The 18,672-nt window shown below is 72.7% G+C and carries 13 protein-coding genes; 5 read left to right on the forward strand and 8 right to left on the reverse strand.

Annotated features, from left to right (window positions below):
* The first annotated feature begins 12 nt into the window (after positions 1–12).
* The 5 genes from yidC (at position 13) to CCO02nite_RS13915 (ending at position 7,986) form a co-directional block, all read left to right on the forward strand.
* A complete protein-coding gene (gene yidC, locus CCO02nite_RS13895; RefSeq protein ID WP_146843774.1) occupies positions 13–1,149 on the forward strand; it encodes a membrane protein insertase YidC in 1,137 nt (378 codons plus the stop codon).
* 55 nt (positions 1,150–1,204) lie between these two features.
* On the forward strand, positions 1,205–1,705 hold the full coding sequence (locus CCO02nite_RS13900) for a Jag family protein (RefSeq protein WP_146843775.1): 501 nt from the start codon (positions 1,205–1,207) through the stop codon (positions 1,703–1,705).
* Between the two features lie 2,180 nt (positions 1,706–3,885).
* On the forward strand, positions 3,886–4,560 hold the full coding sequence (gene rsmG, locus CCO02nite_RS13905) for a 16S rRNA (guanine(527)-N(7))-methyltransferase RsmG (RefSeq protein WP_246117560.1): 675 nt from the start codon (positions 3,886–3,888) through the stop codon (positions 4,558–4,560).
* A gap of 1,237 nt (positions 4,561–5,797) precedes the next feature.
* Positions 5,798–6,829: a ParA family protein gene (locus CCO02nite_RS13910; RefSeq protein ID WP_246117561.1), complete on the forward strand. Its 1,032-nt coding sequence runs from the start codon at positions 5,798–5,800 to the stop codon at positions 6,827–6,829.
* Positions 6,826–7,986 (forward strand): ParB/RepB/Spo0J family partition protein, encoded by a 1,161-nt coding sequence (locus CCO02nite_RS13915; RefSeq protein ID WP_146843776.1) that lies wholly within the window; start codon positions 6,826–6,828, stop codon positions 7,984–7,986. The genes CCO02nite_RS13910 and CCO02nite_RS13915 overlap by 4 nt, the downstream gene beginning before the upstream one ends.
* Before the next feature lie 3 nt (positions 7,987–7,989).
* Here CCO02nite_RS13915 and CCO02nite_RS13920 read toward each other — a convergent pair whose 3' ends face one another.
* From CCO02nite_RS13920 to CCO02nite_RS13955, 8 genes are all read right to left on the reverse strand, one after another.
* A complete protein-coding gene (locus CCO02nite_RS13920) occupies positions 7,990–8,928 on the reverse strand; it encodes a D-alanine--D-alanine ligase family protein (protein WP_146843777.1) in 939 nt (312 codons plus the stop codon).
* Between the two features lie 83 nt (positions 8,929–9,011).
* A complete protein-coding gene (locus CCO02nite_RS13925) occupies positions 9,012–10,355 on the reverse strand; it encodes an aminotransferase-like domain-containing protein (protein ID WP_146843778.1) in 1,344 nt (447 codons plus the stop codon).
* An 84-nt stretch (positions 10,356–10,439) separates the two neighbouring features.
* A complete protein-coding gene (gene trxA, locus CCO02nite_RS13930) occupies positions 10,440–10,763 on the reverse strand; it encodes a thioredoxin (protein WP_146843779.1) in 324 nt (107 codons plus the stop codon).
* Positions 10,763–11,746 carry a thioredoxin-disulfide reductase gene (trxB, locus tag CCO02nite_RS13935; RefSeq protein ID WP_146843780.1) on the reverse strand — a complete coding sequence of 328 codons (984 nt, stop codon included), beginning with the start codon at positions 11,744–11,746 and terminating at the stop codon, positions 10,763–10,765. Before trxB ends, trxA begins: the two co-directional genes overlap by 1 nt.
* A gap of 118 nt (positions 11,747–11,864) precedes the next feature.
* Entirely contained in the window at positions 11,865–13,817 is a 1,953-nt protein-coding gene (locus CCO02nite_RS15790) for a protein kinase family protein (protein WP_186812710.1), read from the reverse strand.
* Positions 13,818–13,913: 96 nt separating this feature from the next.
* Positions 13,914–15,575 (reverse strand): murein biosynthesis integral membrane protein MurJ, encoded by a 1,662-nt coding sequence (gene murJ, locus CCO02nite_RS13945; protein ID WP_246117562.1) that lies wholly within the window; start codon positions 15,573–15,575, stop codon positions 13,914–13,916.
* Positions 15,572–17,836 carry a DUF6049 family protein gene (locus CCO02nite_RS13950; RefSeq protein ID WP_146843781.1) on the reverse strand — a complete coding sequence of 755 codons (2,265 nt, stop codon included), beginning with the start codon at positions 17,834–17,836 and terminating at the stop codon, positions 15,572–15,574. Before CCO02nite_RS13950 ends, murJ begins: the two co-directional genes overlap by 4 nt.
* Entirely contained in the window at positions 17,833–18,393 is a 561-nt protein-coding gene (locus CCO02nite_RS13955; protein WP_146843782.1) for an NUDIX hydrolase, read from the reverse strand. Before CCO02nite_RS13955 ends, CCO02nite_RS13950 begins: the two co-directional genes overlap by 4 nt.
* Positions 18,394–18,672 lie beyond the last annotated feature (279 nt).

Raw genomic sequence — 18,672 nt, forward strand, 5'->3', positions numbered from 1 at the left:
AGCTCTGCCCCCATGTCGTGGTTCGACGGTCTGCTGCAGCCGATCATGGTCGTCGTGGCCTGGATCATGGTCCAGTTCCACTCGCTCTTCTTCGCGATCGGCATGGACCCGGACGGCGGGGCGGCGTGGTCGCTGTCCATCGTCGGCCTGGTGATCGTGATCCGGATCGCCCTGATCCCGCTGTTCTTCAAGCAGATCAAGGCATCGCGCGGCATGCAGATGCTCGCGCCGGAGATGCAGGCGATCCAGAAGAAGTACAAGGGCAAGAGCGACCCGGCCTCCCGTGAGGCGATGAGCCGGGAGACGATGGAGCTCTACCGCAAGCACGGGACCAACCCGTTCGCGTCCTGTCTGCCGATCCTGCTGCAGTCACCGATCTTCTTCGCGCTGTTCCGGGTGCTCAACTCGCTCAAGCCGCTGTCCGAGGGCACCTATCCCCGCGGTGACCACATCGGCCCCATGACGGCCGAGCTCGCGGGATCCGCCGAGAAGGCGACGATCTTCGGGGCTCCCCTGTCGGGCACCTTCATGCAGGCCGACGGCAACATCCACATCCAGATCGTGACGATCGTGCTGATCGTGGCCATGTCAGCGACGACGTTCCTCACGCAGCGTCAGCTCACGATGAAGAACATGCCGCCGTCGGCCCTGCAGGGTCCGATGGCCCAGCAGCAGAAGGTGCTGCTCTACGTCCTGCCGTTGATCTTCGCGTTCTCGGGCGTCAACTTCCCGATCGGTGTCCTCATCTACTGGACCACCACCAACCTGTGGTCGATGGGGCAGCAGTTCTACACGATCCGACGGATGCCGGCTCCCGGTTCACAGGCCGAGAAGGCCATGCTCGAGCGCAAGGCGCGCAAGGGCGGCGCGAAGGGCGGCGTCCAGGACGCTCCCGTCGTCGTCATCGAGGAGCGCCCGCGCGGGCAGCGTGAGCAGCCCAAGCGCAAGGACCGCGCCAAGCCCTCGACCCGTCCGGTCGTCGTCGAGCCCGAGACCCCGAGCGATGCGCCGTCGAGCTCTGCCGTCGACGGGCCGGTCGACACCGTCGACGCTCCCGTTGACGATGCCGTGACCCCGACGCCGACCCCGACATCAGCCCCGCGGCCGGCGTCGTCGTCCAAGCCGAAGAAGCCCAAGCCCAAGAAGTGACGCGCGCGCAGCGACGCCCCGCCGACCTGAGCACGACAGACCTGATCGGAGAACCATGAGCCAGACCGACGAGACCAAGGACGCAACCTCCCGACTCGAGGAGGAGGGCGAGATCGCCGCCGACTACCTGGAGGAGCTGCTCGACATCGCGGACCTCGACGGTGACATCGACATCGACGTCGATCACGGTCGTGCCGCGCTCGAGATCGTTGCCGACGACCCCGCCGACCGCTCCCTGCACCGGCTCGCCGGCCGAGACGGTGAGGTCCTCGACGCGCTGCAGGAGCTGACGCGCCTGGCGGTTCAGACGAAGACCGGTGAGCGCAGCCGTCTCATGCTCGACGTCGCCGGCTACCGTGCACAGCGACGGGCGCAGCTCACCGAGGTTGCCCGCGAGGCGATCGCGCGCGTGCAGGCTTCCGGCGAACCGGTCGCCCTTGACCCGATGAACCCGTTCGAGCGCAAGGTCGTCCACGACACCGTTGCTGAGGCGGGCCTCGTCAGTGACTCCGAGGGCGTCGAGCCGCAGCGCCACGTGGTGATTCGCAACGCCTGATCGACGAGTGTCCGAGGGCCGCTGTTTCACGTGAAACAGCGGCCCTCGTCGTCTCGGGGTGTGGTGGCTGGCCTGAAGCCCGCGCCGGCGTCCGGCGCGCGGCGCTCCCCCGCCCCGTGTGATGTTTCACGTGAAACACGTCTTCGTGGCCCATGACGGCGGTGTCAGCGTGGGCGGTCTTGCGTGCAGCTCGTGGCCGACGTGTCCGTCGGCAGACTCGCGGATCATGGGACGCACCGTCATTCAGATACCCGTGCCGACGATTGACTCGTCGGTGCATGGCCGGTTCGCGAGGTCGTGCGCCTTGCCGCCGCGATGGCGTCCATTCCACGCGCGCGGCCCAGCGACCGTTGGGCGCGACGTTTCACGTGAAACGGGGGCGACCCTCGGGCGCGGGATGCTGCGGACCTGGTAGACGCTAGACGGATCTCTCCAAAACTGGGTGTGGTCCTGTTGCCGGTACCAAGCGCGGAGGAGTCCGGACTGCGCGCAACGGCGCGGCACTGTGCCTGTCTTCGGCAGTGGCGCAGCGACGATCCGCCGGAGCTCGATCCGGTGCGAGAGTGCTGGCGGCGGTGGCGGCGGGGGGGTGACACCTCGGGCTCTGGGCGGCTCCAGTTGGTCACCTGCGCTCGCGTCGGCCGCAACCGGACTGCTAGTTGACCACCGCGGACAGCAGGTGCCACGTCAGAGCGGCCGAGGCGTCGGACACTCAGGACATGGAGTGGGAGCAGGGCCGCCCGGCTCATCGGAGGCAGCACGGGGACGTGTCCCGAGTGCAGGACCCTTGCGGTAGACGACGTCGACTGCTGGGAGTCTGCCCAGATCGGATGTCCCGCGGCGACCCGGACGAACCGTGTCGTGCGGCGGTCATGAGGAGCTGGAGTGTCCCCCGCAGTGGCTGCGGGACGACGGCAGCGACCCCGTGGTGCTCCGCCTGGCGCACGCTCGTGCTCACTCAACGGAGATGAGGTGTCCAGATGTGCGGCTGGTGCGCCCAGACACGCAACGCCGACGGGTTCGTGCGCGACATTCTGGTCGAGGAGGTCGTCGTCAAGCGAGTCGGACCCGCGCGGACCATCGCGCCGATCGAGCACGTACCTCCTGCACACAAGCGGGTGAAGACGGCGAACCTTGAGCGCGAGCGGTGGCGACGCGGACGACCTGGCGCCCGCGCACGACGTTGTTTCACGTGAAACGTGTGCTCGATCGGTATCGCGGACGTGGGCCCCCCGCTGCTGTACGACATGGCCCGTGCGGCTGTATCGGCGCACTCGGCTGAGTGGGAGGTGAGTCCGCGTCGTACGGGCGTGGACGACCTGGTGCCGGCGGGCGGCGGCGTTTCACGTGAAACGGGAGGACCGCGAGTGCTGGGTGTACGCGCCGGCCGCTGTGCGGCATCGAGCACGAGCGGTGCCGACGCGGAGGACGGTGCCCGCGCACGTTGATGTTTCACGTGAAACGGGAGGACCGCGAGTGCGGGGGTGTACGCGCCGGCTGCTGTGCGGCATCGAGCGCGAGCGGTGCGACCCCGGATGACGTGGTGCCCACGCACGGTGATGTTCCACGTGAAGCCAGGGCGGGACGAGAGCGACGGTGTGCGTGCGCCGGCTGCTGTGCGGCGTCGAGCGCCTGGTCGTAGCAGCGCACTCAGCCGAGCGGAGCGTGAGTTCGCGTCGCGCGGACGTGGATGACGTGGTGCCCACGCACGGTGATGTTTCACGTGAAACGAGAGCGGGACGAGAGCAAGGACGTGCGCGCGCCGGCTGCTCTACAGCGTCGAGCGTGTGGTCGTAGCGGTGCACTCAGCCGAGCGGAACGTGAGTCCGCGTCGCGCGGGCTTGGATGACCTAGTGCCGGCGGACGGCAGCATCTCATGTGAACCGAGCGGCGCCCGGAGAGCGGGGATCCCCGCAGACCGACGATCGGCGTCGCCACACCGAGCCCGCGCGGCGCTGTCATCGAGTCCACGGGGAGCAAGGCCGTACCGCGTACGTGTCACCTCATCGTTCGACGCGCCGTGGGCCGGCGTGTCGCGGCGAGGCGCCATCGCGATCGTGAACAGGGGGGCCTCACGGTGTGCACGGAGCGCCTCTCGGTGGGTCGTGACGGGATACGGTGTGGCGTTCGTGATGCTTGGTGACGAACCCCTGAACTGGTCGGGACCTGGGAGGTTGGGCGTGGTCGACGAAGTCGTGGAGATCGACCCGTTCGTCGACGATCCCCGACTGCCGGAGTTCTTCGGTCCGGCGTGGACCGCGGTCCTCGGGTTTCATGAGCTTCTGGTCGACCAGGGCGTGCTGCGAGGGTTGGTCGGGCCGCGTGAGGTCGGTCGGCTCTGGGAGCGACACCTGCTGAACTCGGCGGCGGTGGTGTCGTTCCTGCCGAGCACGGGCCAGATCGTCGATCTGGGGAGTGGCGCCGGTCTACCGGGTGTCGTGGTCGCCGCGATGCTGCCCGAGGCCGAGGTGGTCCTCCTGGAACCCATGGAGCGCCGGACGATCTGGCTTACCGAGGTGATCGAGAGACTCGGACTTGGCAACGCCGTCGTGCGGCGCGCACGCGCGCAGGAGGCGCTCGACCTGCAGGCTGACGCGGTGACCACCCGGGCCGTCGCCTCGCTGGACAAGCTCTACGGCTGGGCGATGCCGCTCGTGCGTCCGGGCGGAGAGCTGGTCGCACTCAAGGGTGATCGGGCGCAGGACGAGGTCGACTCTGCGCTCAAGCAGGCGCGACGCAACGGTGTCGTGACCGCCGAGGTGCACGGTGTCACGACGCTGGACGGCGTGGCCCCGACGCGGGTGGTCGTCGCGCGCAAGGCAGGCGGAGCCGGCGAGGGTGATCGTGTTCGGTAGAGGCAAGCGCGAGCGCGCCCAGGCCCAGGTCGACGACGCGGTGCTCCGGGAGAACGAGGCGCACCCCTCGACGCCGATGGAGCCACAGGTGCGTCCGGCCCCGACGGGTTCTGCGTCGATCACGCCCGAACCGGTGCAACCTGCACTGACGGCGCCGGCGCCGGTGCCACCGATGGCGGAGCGAACGCCGGTGGGACCGATGGAGCGTGAGCCCGCGCTCGCCACTCAGCGGGAGCCAGATCGAGCCTCAGAAGGATCGCTGGAGCCAGAGCCCGCGCGAGTGCCGCCGCGTGAGCCGGAGCGTTCGCCGGACGGAGCGGTCGAGCGAGCGTCGGCGGGTGTGGTGCCGTGGGAGTCGGTGCGTCCGCCGGCGGCAGCGCTCGAGCGAGCGTCGGCGGGAGTGGCGTCGTGGGAGTCGGTGCGTCCGCCAGCGGCAGCGCTGGAGCGCGCGTCGGCGGGAGCGGCGCCGCAGGCGTCGGAGTCAGCGCCCGCGGGAGCTGCGGAGCGAGAGGTCGTAACCGCGGCACAGCGGGAGCTGGGGCCTACGGCGTCGGTGCCATGGGAGTCCGTACGTCCGGCGGCGGCAGCGCTGGCGCGCGAGCGACTGGGAGCTGTGGAGCGGGAGTCGGCGGGCGTGGTGCCGCGAGCGGCGGAGTCCGTGTCGGCGAGAGCTGTGGAGCGGGAGTCCGCGGCCACGGTGCACCGGGAGATGGGGCCCGCGGGCGAGGGGCAGTGGGAGTCGAGCCGCTCGTCGGCCGGGACGGTCGAGCGCCGACCAGCTCTGACGGAGCCGGCGGCAGTGCAGGCGTCCGGACTCGGCGGCGCACGGGCGGGGGAGGTGAGCACTGGGGAGCACGACGGCCCCAACGTCGAACGGACTCGTCTCGCGACTCCCGGCGGTGTCGCGCCGCCAGTGCCGACCTTGCCCGAGTCGGATGGTCACGTGGCGGCGAGCGCTGGTGCGCCGGGGGTTGCGCCAGGAACCGTTCCGGTGGCCGCGCCGGCGGGTGGGAGGTCCGAGCCGGCGCGGGTCGATGAGTCCGGGGTGCAGGCGTTGCGGACGCTCCGAGCCGAGGCGGCAGACGCCTCCGTCGTGGACCCGGTCCAGCCGAGCACGTCGACAGACGCTGTTTCACGTGAAACAACGTCGCTGGCGCGAACCGGGCCTACGACAGCGGAGAATGGTGGACGGCCCGCGCCGAGCGGGTCGCCGACGAACGACAGACGTGACGGAGAGATGACGACGGTCGACGACCCGGACGAGCGCCGCCGTGCGGCACTGGTCGAGAGCCTGCCCACAGCGACCGACGACACGCCCCTGATGGTGGAGCTGCAGCTCGACGCGCGCCGACGCATCGAGCTACGCGGCCGCCGCTTCCCGAGCCCGGCGTTGACCCGGATCATCACGGTCGCGAACCAGAAGGGCGGGGTCGGCAAGACGACGACCACGGTCAATCTCGCCGCGGCGCTCGCCCAGTCGGGGCTCAACGTCCTGGTGCTGGACAACGACCCGCAGGGGAACGCGTCGACGGCACTGGGCATCGACCACCGGGCCGGAACGCCGTCGATCTACGAGGTGCTCGTCGACGGACAGCCCATGCACGAGGCCGTGAAGCAGAGCCCGGACGTCCCGTCGTTGTGGTGCCTGCCGGCGACGATCGACCTGTCGGGCGCCGAGATCGAGCTGGTGTCCATGGTCGCGCGCGAGACCCGCCTGCGGACGGCACTCGACGAGTACCTGCAGTGGCGCATCGATGCAGGTCAGGAGCGCATCGACTACGTCCTCGTCGACTGCCCGCCGAGCCTCGGACTGCTCACCGTCAACGCGTTCGTGGTCGCGCGCGAGGTGCTGATCCCGATCCAGTGCGAGTACTACGCGCTCGAGGGACTGAGCCAGCTGCTGAAGACGATCCAGCTGATCCAGGCCCACCTGAACAAGGATCTGCACGTCTCGACGATTCTGCTGACGATGTACGACGCGCGGACCAACCTCGCGCAGCAGGTGGCGGCCGAGGTGCGCGAGCACTTCCCTGAGCTCACCCTGCGCACGACCGTGCCGCGCTCGGTGAGGATCTCGGAGGCGCCGAGCTACGGGCAGACCGTCATGACCTACGACGCCGGCTCGTCCGGCGCGCTCGCGTACCTCGAGGCGGCTCGCGAGGTCGCCGAGCGGGGCGCCGCCGCGAGCCCGTCGACGAGCTCCGTGAGCGGATCGGACGCCGGATCGGCGGCACCCGCCGCGATCGACCAGCAGCAGGAGGAACGATGAGCGAGAAGCGCCGGGGACTGGGCCGTGGCCTGGGAGCGCTGATTCCCGCCGGTCTCGACGGGCAGCGGTCGAACGGGGATCGGCCGGTGGACGTGTTCTTCCCGAGCGCCGAGGCGGCAGCGGCGACCGCCGTCGCGCTCGAGGAGCGAGAGGCCGCCGCGGCGGTGAGCGCCGACACGGTGGCGCCTGCCGAGGCGGCGAGCCAGGTCGGGACGGCCGAGGCCGACGAGTCGGTGGCGGCGTCGCTCGACACGCCGACGGCGGGCGCGGGCGAGACGGCGGCAGCACCTTCCAGCACTCCGGGGGGTGTGGACGACGGAGGTCTGCTGCCGGTCCCGGGAGCGCGGTTCGCGGAGCTGCCGGTCGGGCAGATCCGGCCGAACCCGCGCCAGCCGCGCACGGTCTTCGACGAGGACGCGCTCGAGGAGCTCGTCGGCTCCATCAAGGAGATCGGCGTCCTGCAGCCCGTCGTCGTGCGCGAGGTCGGTGACGGCTACGAGCTCATCATGGGCGAGCGGCGGTGGCGGGCGACGCAGGTCGCGGGGCTCACGACCATCCCGGCGATCATCCGCGAGACCGAGGACGGCGACCTTCTGCGCGATGCGCTGCTGGAGAACCTCCACCGCGCCCAGCTCAACCCGCTCGAGGAGGCGGCCGCCTACCAGCAGCTCCTCGACGACTTCGGGTGCACGCACGAGGAGCTCGCGACGCGGATCAGCAGGTCGCGCCCGCAGATCTCCAACACGCTGCGACTGCTCAAGCTGCCCCCGTTGGTGCAGCGGCGCGTCGCAGCCGGCGTGATCTCGGCCGGGCACGCCCGCGCGCTGCTGGGCCTGGCCGACGGCGCCGCGATGGAGCGGCTCGCGCAGCGGATCGTCGCCGAGGGTCTCTCGGTGCGCACGGTCGAGGAGATCGTGACGCTGGGCGACGGGGACGAGCCGGCCAAGCGTCGGGTGGCGCCCCGGGCGGGTGCTCGCAACGCGGCGCTCGACGACCTCTCGGCCCGGCTCTCTGACCGGTTCGACACGCGCGTGAAGGTCGTGCTGGGCAAGTCCCGGGGCCGGCTCACGGTGGAGTTCGCATCGGTCCAGGACCTCAACCGCATCCTCGGCACGCTGGCTCCGGACGACCCGGGCCTGCTGAAGAACGAGCGCTGAGAACTAGAGCGACGCCTCGACGAGTGCCCGGTACAAGGCTGGGAGCTCGTAACCCGCGGCCTCGGCGGCCTGGGGGAGCAGCGACGTCTCCGTCATGCCCGGTGCGACGTTGACCTCGATGAACTCCACGACGCCGTCGGGCCGCAGGATCAGGTCGCTGCGGGACAGTCGCGACAGGCCGAGCTCGTGGTGCACCCGGAGCGCGACCCCGGCGACCGCCGCGGCCTCGTCGGGCGTGAGCCGGGCGGGGGCGAAGTACTCGGTGCGGCCGGCGTTGTACCGCGCGTCGTAGTCGTACGGCCCGTCGGTGACGATCTCGACCGCCGGCAGCGCGAGGGGTCCGTCGCCGAGGTCGACCACGGACACGGCGACCTCGGTCCCCGTCACGGCCCGCTCGACGAGCGCGATGTCGCCGTACGCGAAGCACTCGACCATCGCGCGCGGCAGCTCGTCGGCTGTGGTCACCCACGAGACGCCCAGGGCAGAGCCGCCGCGCGACGGCTTGACCACGAGCGGCAGTCCGAGGCGGGCGACGATCGCGTCGAGCACGCTCGTCGCACCCAGCTCACGGAAGAGCGTGTGCGGCAGCGTGGCGTAGGCGGGGGTGTGGACGCCGGCACGTTCGAGGACGGCCTTGGCGACGGGCTTGTTCCATGCGACCCGGGCCTCGTGCGGTCCGGAGCCGACGAGCCGCAGGCCGAGCAGCTCGACGACGTGCGAGACCGCGCCGTCCTCGCCGGTCGGACCGTGCACGATCGGCCACACGACGTCGGGCCGCAGCGCGACGAGCGCGGGGATCAGGTCAGCGTCGATGTCGTGCACGCTGACTTCGAGACCGGACGTCCGCAACGCCTCGGCGACGCGTCGGCCCGAGCGTAGCGAGACGTCGCGCTCGTGCGTGAGCCCTCCGGCGAGCACGGCGACGCGGGGCGAGGTGGTCACGGGCAGCTCCGGTGACGGGCGACGAGGCGGACGGACGAGGCAGGACGGGTGAGGCAGGACGGGCGAAGCGGTCGGGCGGGGTGTCAGACGAGATCCGGACCGGGCGACTCGACGCGGTCCGCGTGCGGGCCGGACCCGGCGCCGAACAGCTCGACGAGCTCACGCTCGGCCGCGACGACGGCGCCGAGGCGCCGCACCCCCTCACGGATCCGCTCGGGCGTCGGGTAGCAGAACGACAGTCGCAGATGGTCGGCGCCCGACCCGTCGAAGTAGAACGCGGTCCCGGGTACGTACGCGACGCGCGCGGTGACGGCGCGCGGCAGCATGTCCTTCGCGTCGAGCCCGTCCGGTAGACGCACCCACGTGTAGAAGCCGCCGTCCGGCACGGTCCAGGTGCTGTCCGGCAGGTGCTCGGCGAGCGCGTCGAGCGTCGCGTCGCGCCGCTCGCGGTACATCTCGCGGTACGACTTCACCTGTCCGCGCCAGTCGCAGGTCGCCAGGTACGTCGAGATCGCGATCTGCGAGGCGCTCGACGGGCACAGGATGGCCGACTCGGACGCGAGCACCAGCTTCTCCCGCACCGCGTGCGGGGCGACGACCCAGCCCACGCGGTAGCCCGGGGCAAACGTCTTGGAGAACGAGCCGAGGTAGAGCACGCCCTCGTCATCGAGCGAGCGCATCGCGGGCCGCGGCTCACCCTCGAAGCCGAGCAGGCCGTACGGGTCGTCCTCGACGACGAGCACGCCGTGCCGAGCGGCGATCTCCAGCACGCGAGGGCGCCGCTCGAGGGACAGCGAGACGCCGGCCGGGTTGTGGAAGTTCGGGATCGTGTAGATGAGCTTGACCCGGCGACCCGCGGCGGCCAGCGCCGTCAGTGTCTCGTCGAGGGCCTCGGGGACCAGGCCGTGCTCGTCGAGCGGGACGTGCACGACCTCGGCCTCGTACGCCCGGAACACGCCGAGCGCGCCCACGTACGACGGCGCCTCGGCCACGACCACGTCGCCCGGGTCGACGAACACGCGCGTGACCAGGTCGAGCGCCTGCTGCGAACCCGTCGTGACGACGACGTCGTCGGGGTGCGCGTCGATCGCCTGCAGTCGCATGACCTCGAGGATCTGCTCGCGCAGGCGCTCGTCGCCCTGACCCGAGCCGTACTGCAGGGCCTGCAGCCCGCGCTCCGTGACGACGCGCGCCGCGAGCTCGGAGAGCGTGTCGAGCGGCAGCCCGTCGAGGAACGGCATGCCGCCGGCCAGCGAGACGACCTCGGGCCGGTTCGCGACGGCGAACAGCGCGCGGATCTCCGAGGCGCGCATGCCGTGGGTGCGTTGGGCGTAGGAGCCCAGCCACCGGTCGAGACGCGTGCCCGCTGCGGCACCGGACGAGGGGGTGCCCGCGGCCGGTCCGTGGGGCACGATCTGCTCGCTCATCCGGCCAGTGTCGCACGCACGTCCGTGCACTCCCGCGGCCATTCCCGACGAAGTGGCCTGCAGCGAGACGGCGGCCCGAGGTGCTCAGACCTCGGCGAGCGCACCCTCGATCTGCTCGGCGATCATCGACTTGGGCCGCGCGCCGATCAGGGAACGGACGAGCTCGCCACCGGCGTGCACGTTGAGGGTGGGGATCGAGACCACGCCGTAGTCGGCCGTGATGCCGGGGTTCTCGTCGGCGTTCACCTTCACGAACCGCACGCGACCGTCGTACTGCTGCGCGAGCTCGTCGAGCACGGGACCGACCATGCGGCACGGGCCGCACCAGGGCGCCCAGAAGTACACGACGACGGGCAGCTCCGCCTGCAGGACCTCGGTGCCGAAGGTGGCGTCGACGACCTCCTGCATCAGCCCTCCAGGGCGGGAGTCGCGCCGACGAGCGCGTCAGCACCGTCGCCGAGCGAGGCGAGGAAGTGCTGGGCGTCGAGGGCCGCCGCGCAGCCCGAGCCCGCGGCGGTGATGGCCTGGCGGTAGACGTGGTCGACGACGTCGCCGCACGCGAACACGCCTTCGAGGTTCGTCTGCGTCGTGCGCCCGACGACCTGGACGTAGCCGTTCTCGTCGAGCTCGACCTGCCCGGCGAGCAGCTCGGAACGCGGGGTGTGGCCGATCGCGACGAACAACGCCCCGGCGGCGAGCTCGCGCGTCTCGCCCGTCGTCGTGTCGCGCAGCGTGACGCCGCTGACCTTCTGGTCGCCCTGGATCCCGACGACCTCGGCGTTCCACTCGAACTTGATCTTGGGGTCGGTCGCGGCGCGGTCGGCCATGATCTTGGACGCCCGCAGCTGGTCGCGGCGGTGCACCATCGTGACGGTCCGGCCGAACCGCGTGAGGAAAGTGGCCTCCTCGACGGCCGAGTCGCCGCCGCCGACCACCACGATGTCCTGGTCCTTGAAGAAGAACCCGTCGCACGTCGCGCACCAGGAGACGCCGCGCCCGGACAGTCGGCGTTCGTCGTCGAGCCCGAGCTCGCGGTACGCCGAACCCGTCGCAAGGATGACCGCCTTGGCGAGGTACGTCTCACCGCCGGAGACCGTCACGGTCTTCACGGGGCCGGTGAGCTCGAGCGACGTCGCGTCGTCCCACAGCACCTCGGCGCCGAACCGCTCGGCCTGCTTCTGGAGCTGCTCCATGAGCTCAGGGCCCTGGATGCCGTCCGGCCAGCCGGGGAAGTTCTCGACCTCGGTCGTGTTCATCAGCGCACCACCGGCGGTCACCGAACCGGCGACGACGAGCGGCGCGAGACCCGCGCGCGCGGCGTAGATCGCGGCGGTGTAGCCCGCGGGGCCGGAGCCGACGATGACGAGCTCACGAACGGTGGTGTCGGTCACGGAAGGTCCTCGTGTGCCAGGGGAACGGTGGGTGCCGGGTGGGACCCGGCGGGACTGTCGCTGTCAACCGATCGTAGGGCCGTTCTGTTCCGCCCCGTCCGACCGTCCGGGAAGCGGTTCAGCTCAGCTCGATCTCCTGCAGCTCGAGCCGGAACGCGCCGTCCGCGGCGGTCGGCAGCTCGGTGATCCACAGCGTCAGCGTCGAGGTCTGCGTGGGCGGGTCGAGGTCGACCGCGACGTCGGTCCCGAACGCGCCGGTCGCGAGGAGCGTGCCGCCGCTCGGGTCGCTCGCATCCGACGCCCGGATCTCGAACTGGCCGCCCGTCCCACCGGTCAGCAGCCTGACCTTGCTGACCGTGGTGGGCTGCGCGAGCGTCATGACGTAGCCGACACCCGGCTTGAAGCCGGCGAAGTCCGGGCGCTGGTAGGTCTGCGTGTACCAGTAGGTCGACGTGTCGCCGTCGAACGCGCGGTCGACGGCCTCCTGGTGCTCGCCGTCGTCGTCGGACGGGTCGACCGTGGTCGCGGACTGGATCTGCGGCGGCGGACCCGTGGGGGCGGCCGAGGTCGGCGCGTCGGACGCGGACGGCGTCGGTGCGGCGCTGGTCTGCGTCACCGGCGCCTGGGGCTCCTGCTCCTGCGACGACGAGCCCGTGTCGAGCGACGAGAACAGCGCCTTGAACGCGAGCACCACGCCGACGATCACCGCGATGCCGACGATCGTCAGCACCATCGCCGTCGGGTTGAACTGGCGTCGCTCGGGGCCGTCGTCGTTCGTCGCGCCGAGCACGTCGTCGAAGCCGCCGCCGTAGTACGCGGCAGCGGGCGCGGGCTCCCGGGCCGGTGCGGGCGTCGGGGCGGGCGCGGGGACGGGCGAAGGGACCGGCGAGGGTGGGCGCGGGGGCGGGGCGGCGGACGCGGCGCCGGCCGAGACGCGGGTCGGGGTGCTCCCGGACGGTGCGGGCGGTCGCGCGGCACCCGGCGCGACCGAGGGCGGCCCCGCCACCCCGGCCCCGCCACCGGCGCCCGTGGCGGCCGCTGCCGCGGCGCCGGCCGGGAAGACCGGCGTACGCGGCGGGACGGCCGGCGGCGGCGTCCCCGGCCGGGCGGCGGGCTGCTCGCCGGCGAAGGCGCTGCGCACGGACTGCCGCTGCACCTGGATCGGGCCGGTGTCCTGCAGGTCGTCCTCGGGCATCGCGGCGCGAATGCCGCTCGCGGGAGTCACGGCGTTGGTGACCGAACCCGCGGCAGCGGCCACGGCACCGCCCGCGGTCCCGACGACCGGCGAGCCGAGCAGCGCACGGATCTCGCCCCACGGCTCGAGGTCGCGGACCAGGTCACCGGGGGTGTGCGGGCCGTCGTCGGGCGTGCTGAGCGTGACGTGGCACAGCGTGTCGAGATCGCCGGGCACGCCGGGGACGAGTTCGGACGGCAGGGCGGGACGCCCGTCGACGACGGGGGCGAGCGGCAGCCCGGCGGGCAGGGGGTCACCCGCGGGGTCGGCGGGCCAGCGACCGGTCAGGGCGGCGTACAGGAGCCGGACGAGCGCGACCGAGTCGCGCCTGCTCGTCGTGCGCGCGTCCCCGCCCGGCACGCCCGCGAGCGGCGCGTCCGTACCGAGCCCGGTCAGCACGACCCGCCCCCCGTCCGCCACGTGCACCGCGGACGGGCGCAGCGCGAGGTGGTGCACACCGCGACGGCGCGCAGCCTCGAGCGCGCTCGCAGTCTCGCCGACGACGGCGCGCGCCTGGTCGGCGGTGAGCGGCTCGTGGTCCGCGATGCGGGCCAGCGACGGCCCGGAGACCTGCTCGCAGACGACGTAGCCGAGATCCTCGTGCGTGCCGACGTCGAGCACGCGCACGAGCCGCGGGTCCGCGACGAGGGCCGCGCGCCGGGCGCCGTCGAGCGCGGACGCGATGGGTCCGGCGTGCATGACGAGTGCGCGAACCGGCCGGTCGAGGATCTGGTCGACGGCCTGCCACGCGGACGCGCCCGGGACGTCGCCCTCGACCTGCTGGAGCACCCGGTACCGACCGGCCAGCAGGGTTCCTCGACCGACGACCTCGCTCATGACGGTCAGGCTATCCCGCGAACCAGCGGCGGACCCGGGCGTGCTCGCCCTGGGGACGAGCGCTTCACCTGCCCGGACGTCGCGGACGGGTGGTTCTCAGCGGCGCCGGTAGCGGCCCACGCGCGCGAGCAGCGGCCGCACGAGGTCGTCGAGCTCGGTCACGTGCAGCACGCGCAGCGCGACCGCGTACGCGACCGTCATCAGGGCGCTCACGACAACGCACTCGGTGAGCGCGGCGAGCAGCCCCGTCGACAGGACGTGCTCGAGCCCGACGAGCACGCCCAGCCCGACGACGAGCGCGGGGAGCGCAGCGACGGCCGCGCGCACGTGCAGCCGCAGGATGCGGGCGCCGTCCGCGCCGTGCAACCGCCGGCTCAGGTACCGCATCCCCATCAGCGCCCCGACGAGGTACGACAGGCTCATGGCGAGCCCCGCGCCGGCGACCCACTCGCCCGGCGGCAGCACGGCCCGTCCGAGCAGCGTGCCGAGCACGACGACGGCCGCCATGACGATCTGCGTCGGCACCATGCCCCGCGCGTCCTCGTACGCGTAGTACCCACGCTGGCTCATCGACCATGCGCCGAACGCGGGCAGCCCGACGATCATCGCGACGACCACGACGGCGACGGCCCGTACCGCCTCGTCGGTCTCCGCAGGCATGACGAGCCGGACGATCGGCTCCGCGAGCAGCCCGACGACCGCCGTGGCGAGCACCGTGAACACGCCGACCGTGCGCATGCCCGACGAGAGCGAGGCCCGCACCCCGTCGACGTCCTGCTCGTGGGCCTGGGCGGACATCCGCGTGAACATCGCGGTCGCGATCGAGACGGTGACCAGCGAGTGCGGCAGCATGAAGATGACGAACGCCCAGTCGTAGGCGGCGTTGCCCGCGACGGCGACGGGTCCGGCGGCCTCCGAGAGCCCCGCGGCCTCGGGCGCCTGCGACGCGATGCGCGACACGACGATGTAGCCCAGCTGGCCGATCGCGAGTCCCACCAGCGTCCACGTCGCCACCGTGCCCGCGCGCCCGAGCCCGGACCCGCGCAGCCCCCACCGCGGTCGGTAGTGCACCCCGGCGGCGCGCAGCGCGGGCAGCAGGACCAGCGCCTGGGCCGCGACCGCGACGGTGGCCGACCCGGCCAGCAGGACCGTCGGCGCGACACCCCACGCGGTCGCGTCGGTCATCCCGTTCTCCGGCGCGACGCCCAGCACGAGCGCGAAGACCCCGAACCCGACGATCGAGACGACGTTGTTCACGACCGGCGCCCACATGTAGGGACCGAACGACCCGCGCGCGTTGAGCACCTGGCCGAGCAGCGCGTACACGCCGTAGAAGAACATCTGCGGGATGCACCAGTAGGCGAACGTCGTCGCGAGCTCGAGCTGGGCCGCGTTGCCGGGCTTGGAGTAGAGCCGCACGAGCAGCGGCGCGCACACCGTCAGCACGATCGTGGCGGCGGCCAGCGTCGCGAACCCGAAGGTCAGGAGCCGGTCGACGTACTCCTGACCGACGTTCCGCTTGTACGCGCGCACCACCTGCGGCACGAGCACCGCGTTGAGCACGCCGCCGATCAGCAGCATGTAGAGCACGTTCGGCAGCTTGTTGGCGACCGCGAACGCGTCGGCGGCCTGCCCCGTCGCGCCGATCGCCGCGGTGAGCACCATCCCGCGCAGCAGTCCGAGCACCCGCGAGACCGCGGTGCCGGACGCCATCACCGCCGCGCCGCGCCGCAGACTCTCGTCGCTCGCCTCGCTCACGGGCGGACCTCGTCGCCGGGGCCGTCCGTGCCGCCGTTCTCGTCGGGCTCGTTCTGCGGTTCGGCTTCACGACGAGGTTCGGCAGGCATGCCGCCCAGCACGGGGAGCGAGAGCGGGGCGTCGGCCTCCGCGACCGTGCGGGCGCCGCGCCGCGCGCTCTGCCCGCGCCGCACGGTGCGACCGATACCCAGCAGCATGCCGATCGCCAGCAGCACGCCCACGACGATCGTGCCGACGCTCTCGATACGCGGCGAGACGCGTGCGGAGAACTCGATCGGTTGCGCGACGTCGCCCTGGGGTCCGACGAGGTGCACCTCGATGACGACGTCGCAGTTGGCGTGCGCGGACAGCGCCACGTCGACGACCGCGTCGGAGCCGGCGTCGATCGTCACCGCGTCGACGTCGTCCGCCGTCACGCACGCCTTGCGGGGCTCGACGACCACGCGCGCCGTGGCGGCGACGTCGAGCGCGTTGCTCACGGTGATCCGCACGTCGCCCTGTGCGGCGATCACGGTGACGTCGCTCATCGGGACGATGGACAGGCCGCGCGTCCGTTCCTCGAGGTCGTCGACCGTCGCCGTGACCAGCGCCGTGCGCGTGCGCGGGTCGTCGCGCCACGCGACCGCGAGCGGGGCGATCGTCTGCTCGTCGACCCCGGTGAGGAACGCGTCGGCGTCGGCGACGACGGTCGAGAAGTCCAGCACGTCCGAGCGGGCGCCGATCAGCGCGGCGACCTGGGCGGGCGCAAGCTCGCCCGACGCGACGACCCGGTCGGGCGAGTCGACGCGCGCGGTCGGCGTGGTACCGAGCAGCGCGGGCATCGAGGCGATCCGCGCCCAGGGTGCGTCCCGCAGCGCCTGCACGACAGCGCGCAGCACAGCGGTGCTCGGCGCCTCGTCGCGTCCCGGCGCGATCAGCAGGCCCGCGGGAAGCGTGTCCTCGCGCGCGACGAGCGCGACCTCGGCCAGCGCGCGCTGCGCGACGGTCGCGGGGGTCGCGCCGGGATCGTCCACCTGGGGGTCGACGACGAGCGACGTCAGCACCGGGTCCGGCGTGATCGTCGTCGTCGTTCCGCCGCCGGTGGTCGTCGCGGACGCCAGTCCGTCCGACGAGTCCTGAGGGGTCGTTGCCGGCGCGGCCGCGATCATCGCGACCGCACCCATCTGCTCGGCCGCGGCGAGCGTCGCGCCGTCCGCCACGGACCCCGTCCCCCAGGCGAGCAGCGGTTGGCCACCGACGGGTCCGTCCGCCTCGGCGCTGAGGTCGGCGGCCAGGCCGAGCAGGCCCGCACCGTCGCCGTGCGCCGCGGCGGCGACGTCCGGGTCGGACCAGGCCAGCGCATACGTCTGGTGCCGGCCGGTCGCCGCGCGCAGCCGGTCGGCCCATTGGGCGGCCTGGCCGCCCGCCGCGTCCGCCGCCGCCAGCACGGCCGGGTCGACGGCGATGCCGACCGAGCCGTCGGCCCCCGCCGCGGAGAGCATCCGGCTGAGCCGGCCGTCCGGAGCGACCAGCTCGTCGAGCTCGGTCGCAGCCTGGTCGGACGCGTCCGCCAGGGCCTCGGCGTCCGCAGCGGCGGTCGCGGCGTCCGCGATCGTCGGGTCGCCGGTCTCGTCCGACGTCGGCGTCGGGCTCGTCGTGGGTTCCGGCTCGGGTTCGGACCCGGGCTCGGACGGCGACGGCACGGCACCGGGTCCGACGAACGGCAGCAGCACCGACACCGGGACGCGCGGGAGGTCGTCGTCGGGGTTCCAGAGCAGATAGCTGCGCTGCAGGCCGACGCGTTCGCCCGCGACCTCGGCCTCGACCGCGAGCCCACGCGGACCCCACAACCCCGGCAGGTCGTACAGCCACACCCGGTCGGCCGGGAGGGTGAACGTGACCGTGTGCGAGGCATCCGGGGCCAGCGGCTCGTCGACCGGCACCTGGACCGCTTGCGCGCCCGCCGACTCGTCGTCGGACCGTGCGGCCCACTCCGCGACCTCGTCGCGCGAACCCATCCGGTACCGGTTGACCAGCAGGTTCGCGTCGACGGACTCGAGCGGCGCCGCACCCTCGTTCGTCAGGCGCGCGGTCACCGTCAGGTCCTCGCCCGGGACGAGCACCTGCGGTGTGATCGACACGATCTCGACGCGCACGCCCTGCCCGTCGGACGCGGTCGGTTCGTCGTCGGCACCCGCAGGGGTCCCGACGAACGTGCCGGCGACCGTGCCCAGCAGCACCAGGGTCGCGCTCAGCCACCGGCGCGCGGGGCGCGCGGTCATGCCTCGCCGACGAGAACGACGAGCGCGGCCTCGGCGAGCCGGCGCTCGTTCGGGTACGCCAGCCGATCCGGGAGCGCGGACACGGCCACCCACTCCGCGTCCTCCGCCTCGCCGTCCGGGTCACCCTCGACCGAGAGCGTGCCGCCCACCGCGCCGAGCAGGAAGTGGTGCACCACCTTGTGCACGCGGCGGTCGTCGCCGCTGAACCAGTAGTCGATGACGCCCAGGCGCCGCAGCACCTGGCCCTCGATGCCCGTCTCCTCCGCGATCTCGCGGACCGCGGCCTCCTCGGGCGTCTCGTCGCCCTCGAGGTGGCCCTTCGGCAGGCACCACTCCAGCCGGCCCGCGCGGTTGCGTCGCGCGATCACCGCCGCCTGGTAGTGCCCCCCGCGCAGCTGCACGACGAGACCGCCCGCCGACGTCTCGTCGACCACCGGCAGCGGTGGCGTCGAGAGGCGGGGCGGGACGACCGCCGGCTGCGCAGGCATCCGCAGCGCGTGCCCGCCGGGGGGCGCCGGCACACCCCTGTGGCGGGAGGGCTGTGCGGCGCCGGACATGCGGCCACTGTAACGACTCCCCCTCACCCACCCCGAACCACCCGCCGCCCACCCCGAACCACCCGCCGCCCCGACCACGACGTCCGCCACCGACCGCCGCCCACCCGCGGACCCCCCGCCCGCGGACCGCCCGCCTGCGGACCGCCCGGATGCCTGCGGACCGCCCGGATGCCTGCGGACGGCCACAGCATCGACGGACCCCGCGCCGGCGCTGTCCGTCGATGCTGTGGCTGTCCGTCGGTGGGGAAGCCGTCCGTCGGTGGGGAAGCCGTCCGTCGG

The sequence above is a fragment of the Cellulomonas composti genome, assembly GCF_007990245.1.
Taxonomy (GTDB): Bacteria; Actinomycetota; Actinomycetes; order Actinomycetales; family Cellulomonadaceae; genus Cellulomonas; species Cellulomonas composti.

Bases quoted from the DNA above. Each gene is read 5' to 3' on its own strand.
- CCO02nite_RS13950 (WP_146843781.1), bottom strand. From the start codon at position 17,836: ATGACCGCGCGCCCCGCGCGCCGGTGGCTGAGCGCGACCCTGGTGCTG.
- CCO02nite_RS13900 (WP_146843775.1), top strand. From the start codon at position 1,205: ATGAGCCAGACCGACGAGACCAAGGACGCAACCTCCCGACTCGAGGAG.
- trxA (WP_146843779.1), bottom strand. From the start codon at position 10,763: ATGCAGGAGGTCGTCGACGCCACCTTCGGCACCGAGGTCCTGCAGGCG.
- CCO02nite_RS15790 (WP_186812710.1), bottom strand. From the start codon at position 13,817: ATGAGCGAGGTCGTCGGTCGAGGAACCCTGCTGGCCGGTCGGTACCGG.
- CCO02nite_RS13910 (WP_246117561.1), top strand. From the start codon at position 5,798: ATGACGACGGTCGACGACCCGGACGAGCGCCGCCGTGCGGCACTGGTC.
- CCO02nite_RS13915 (WP_146843776.1), top strand. From the start codon at position 6,826: ATGAGCGAGAAGCGCCGGGGACTGGGCCGTGGCCTGGGAGCGCTGATT.
- CCO02nite_RS13955 (WP_146843782.1), bottom strand. From the start codon at position 18,393: ATGTCCGGCGCCGCACAGCCCTCCCGCCACAGGGGTGTGCCGGCGCCC.
- yidC (WP_146843774.1), top strand. From the start codon at position 13: ATGTCGTGGTTCGACGGTCTGCTGCAGCCGATCATGGTCGTCGTGGCC.
- CCO02nite_RS13925 (WP_146843778.1), bottom strand. From the start codon at position 10,355: ATGAGCGAGCAGATCGTGCCCCACGGACCGGCCGCGGGCACCCCCTCG.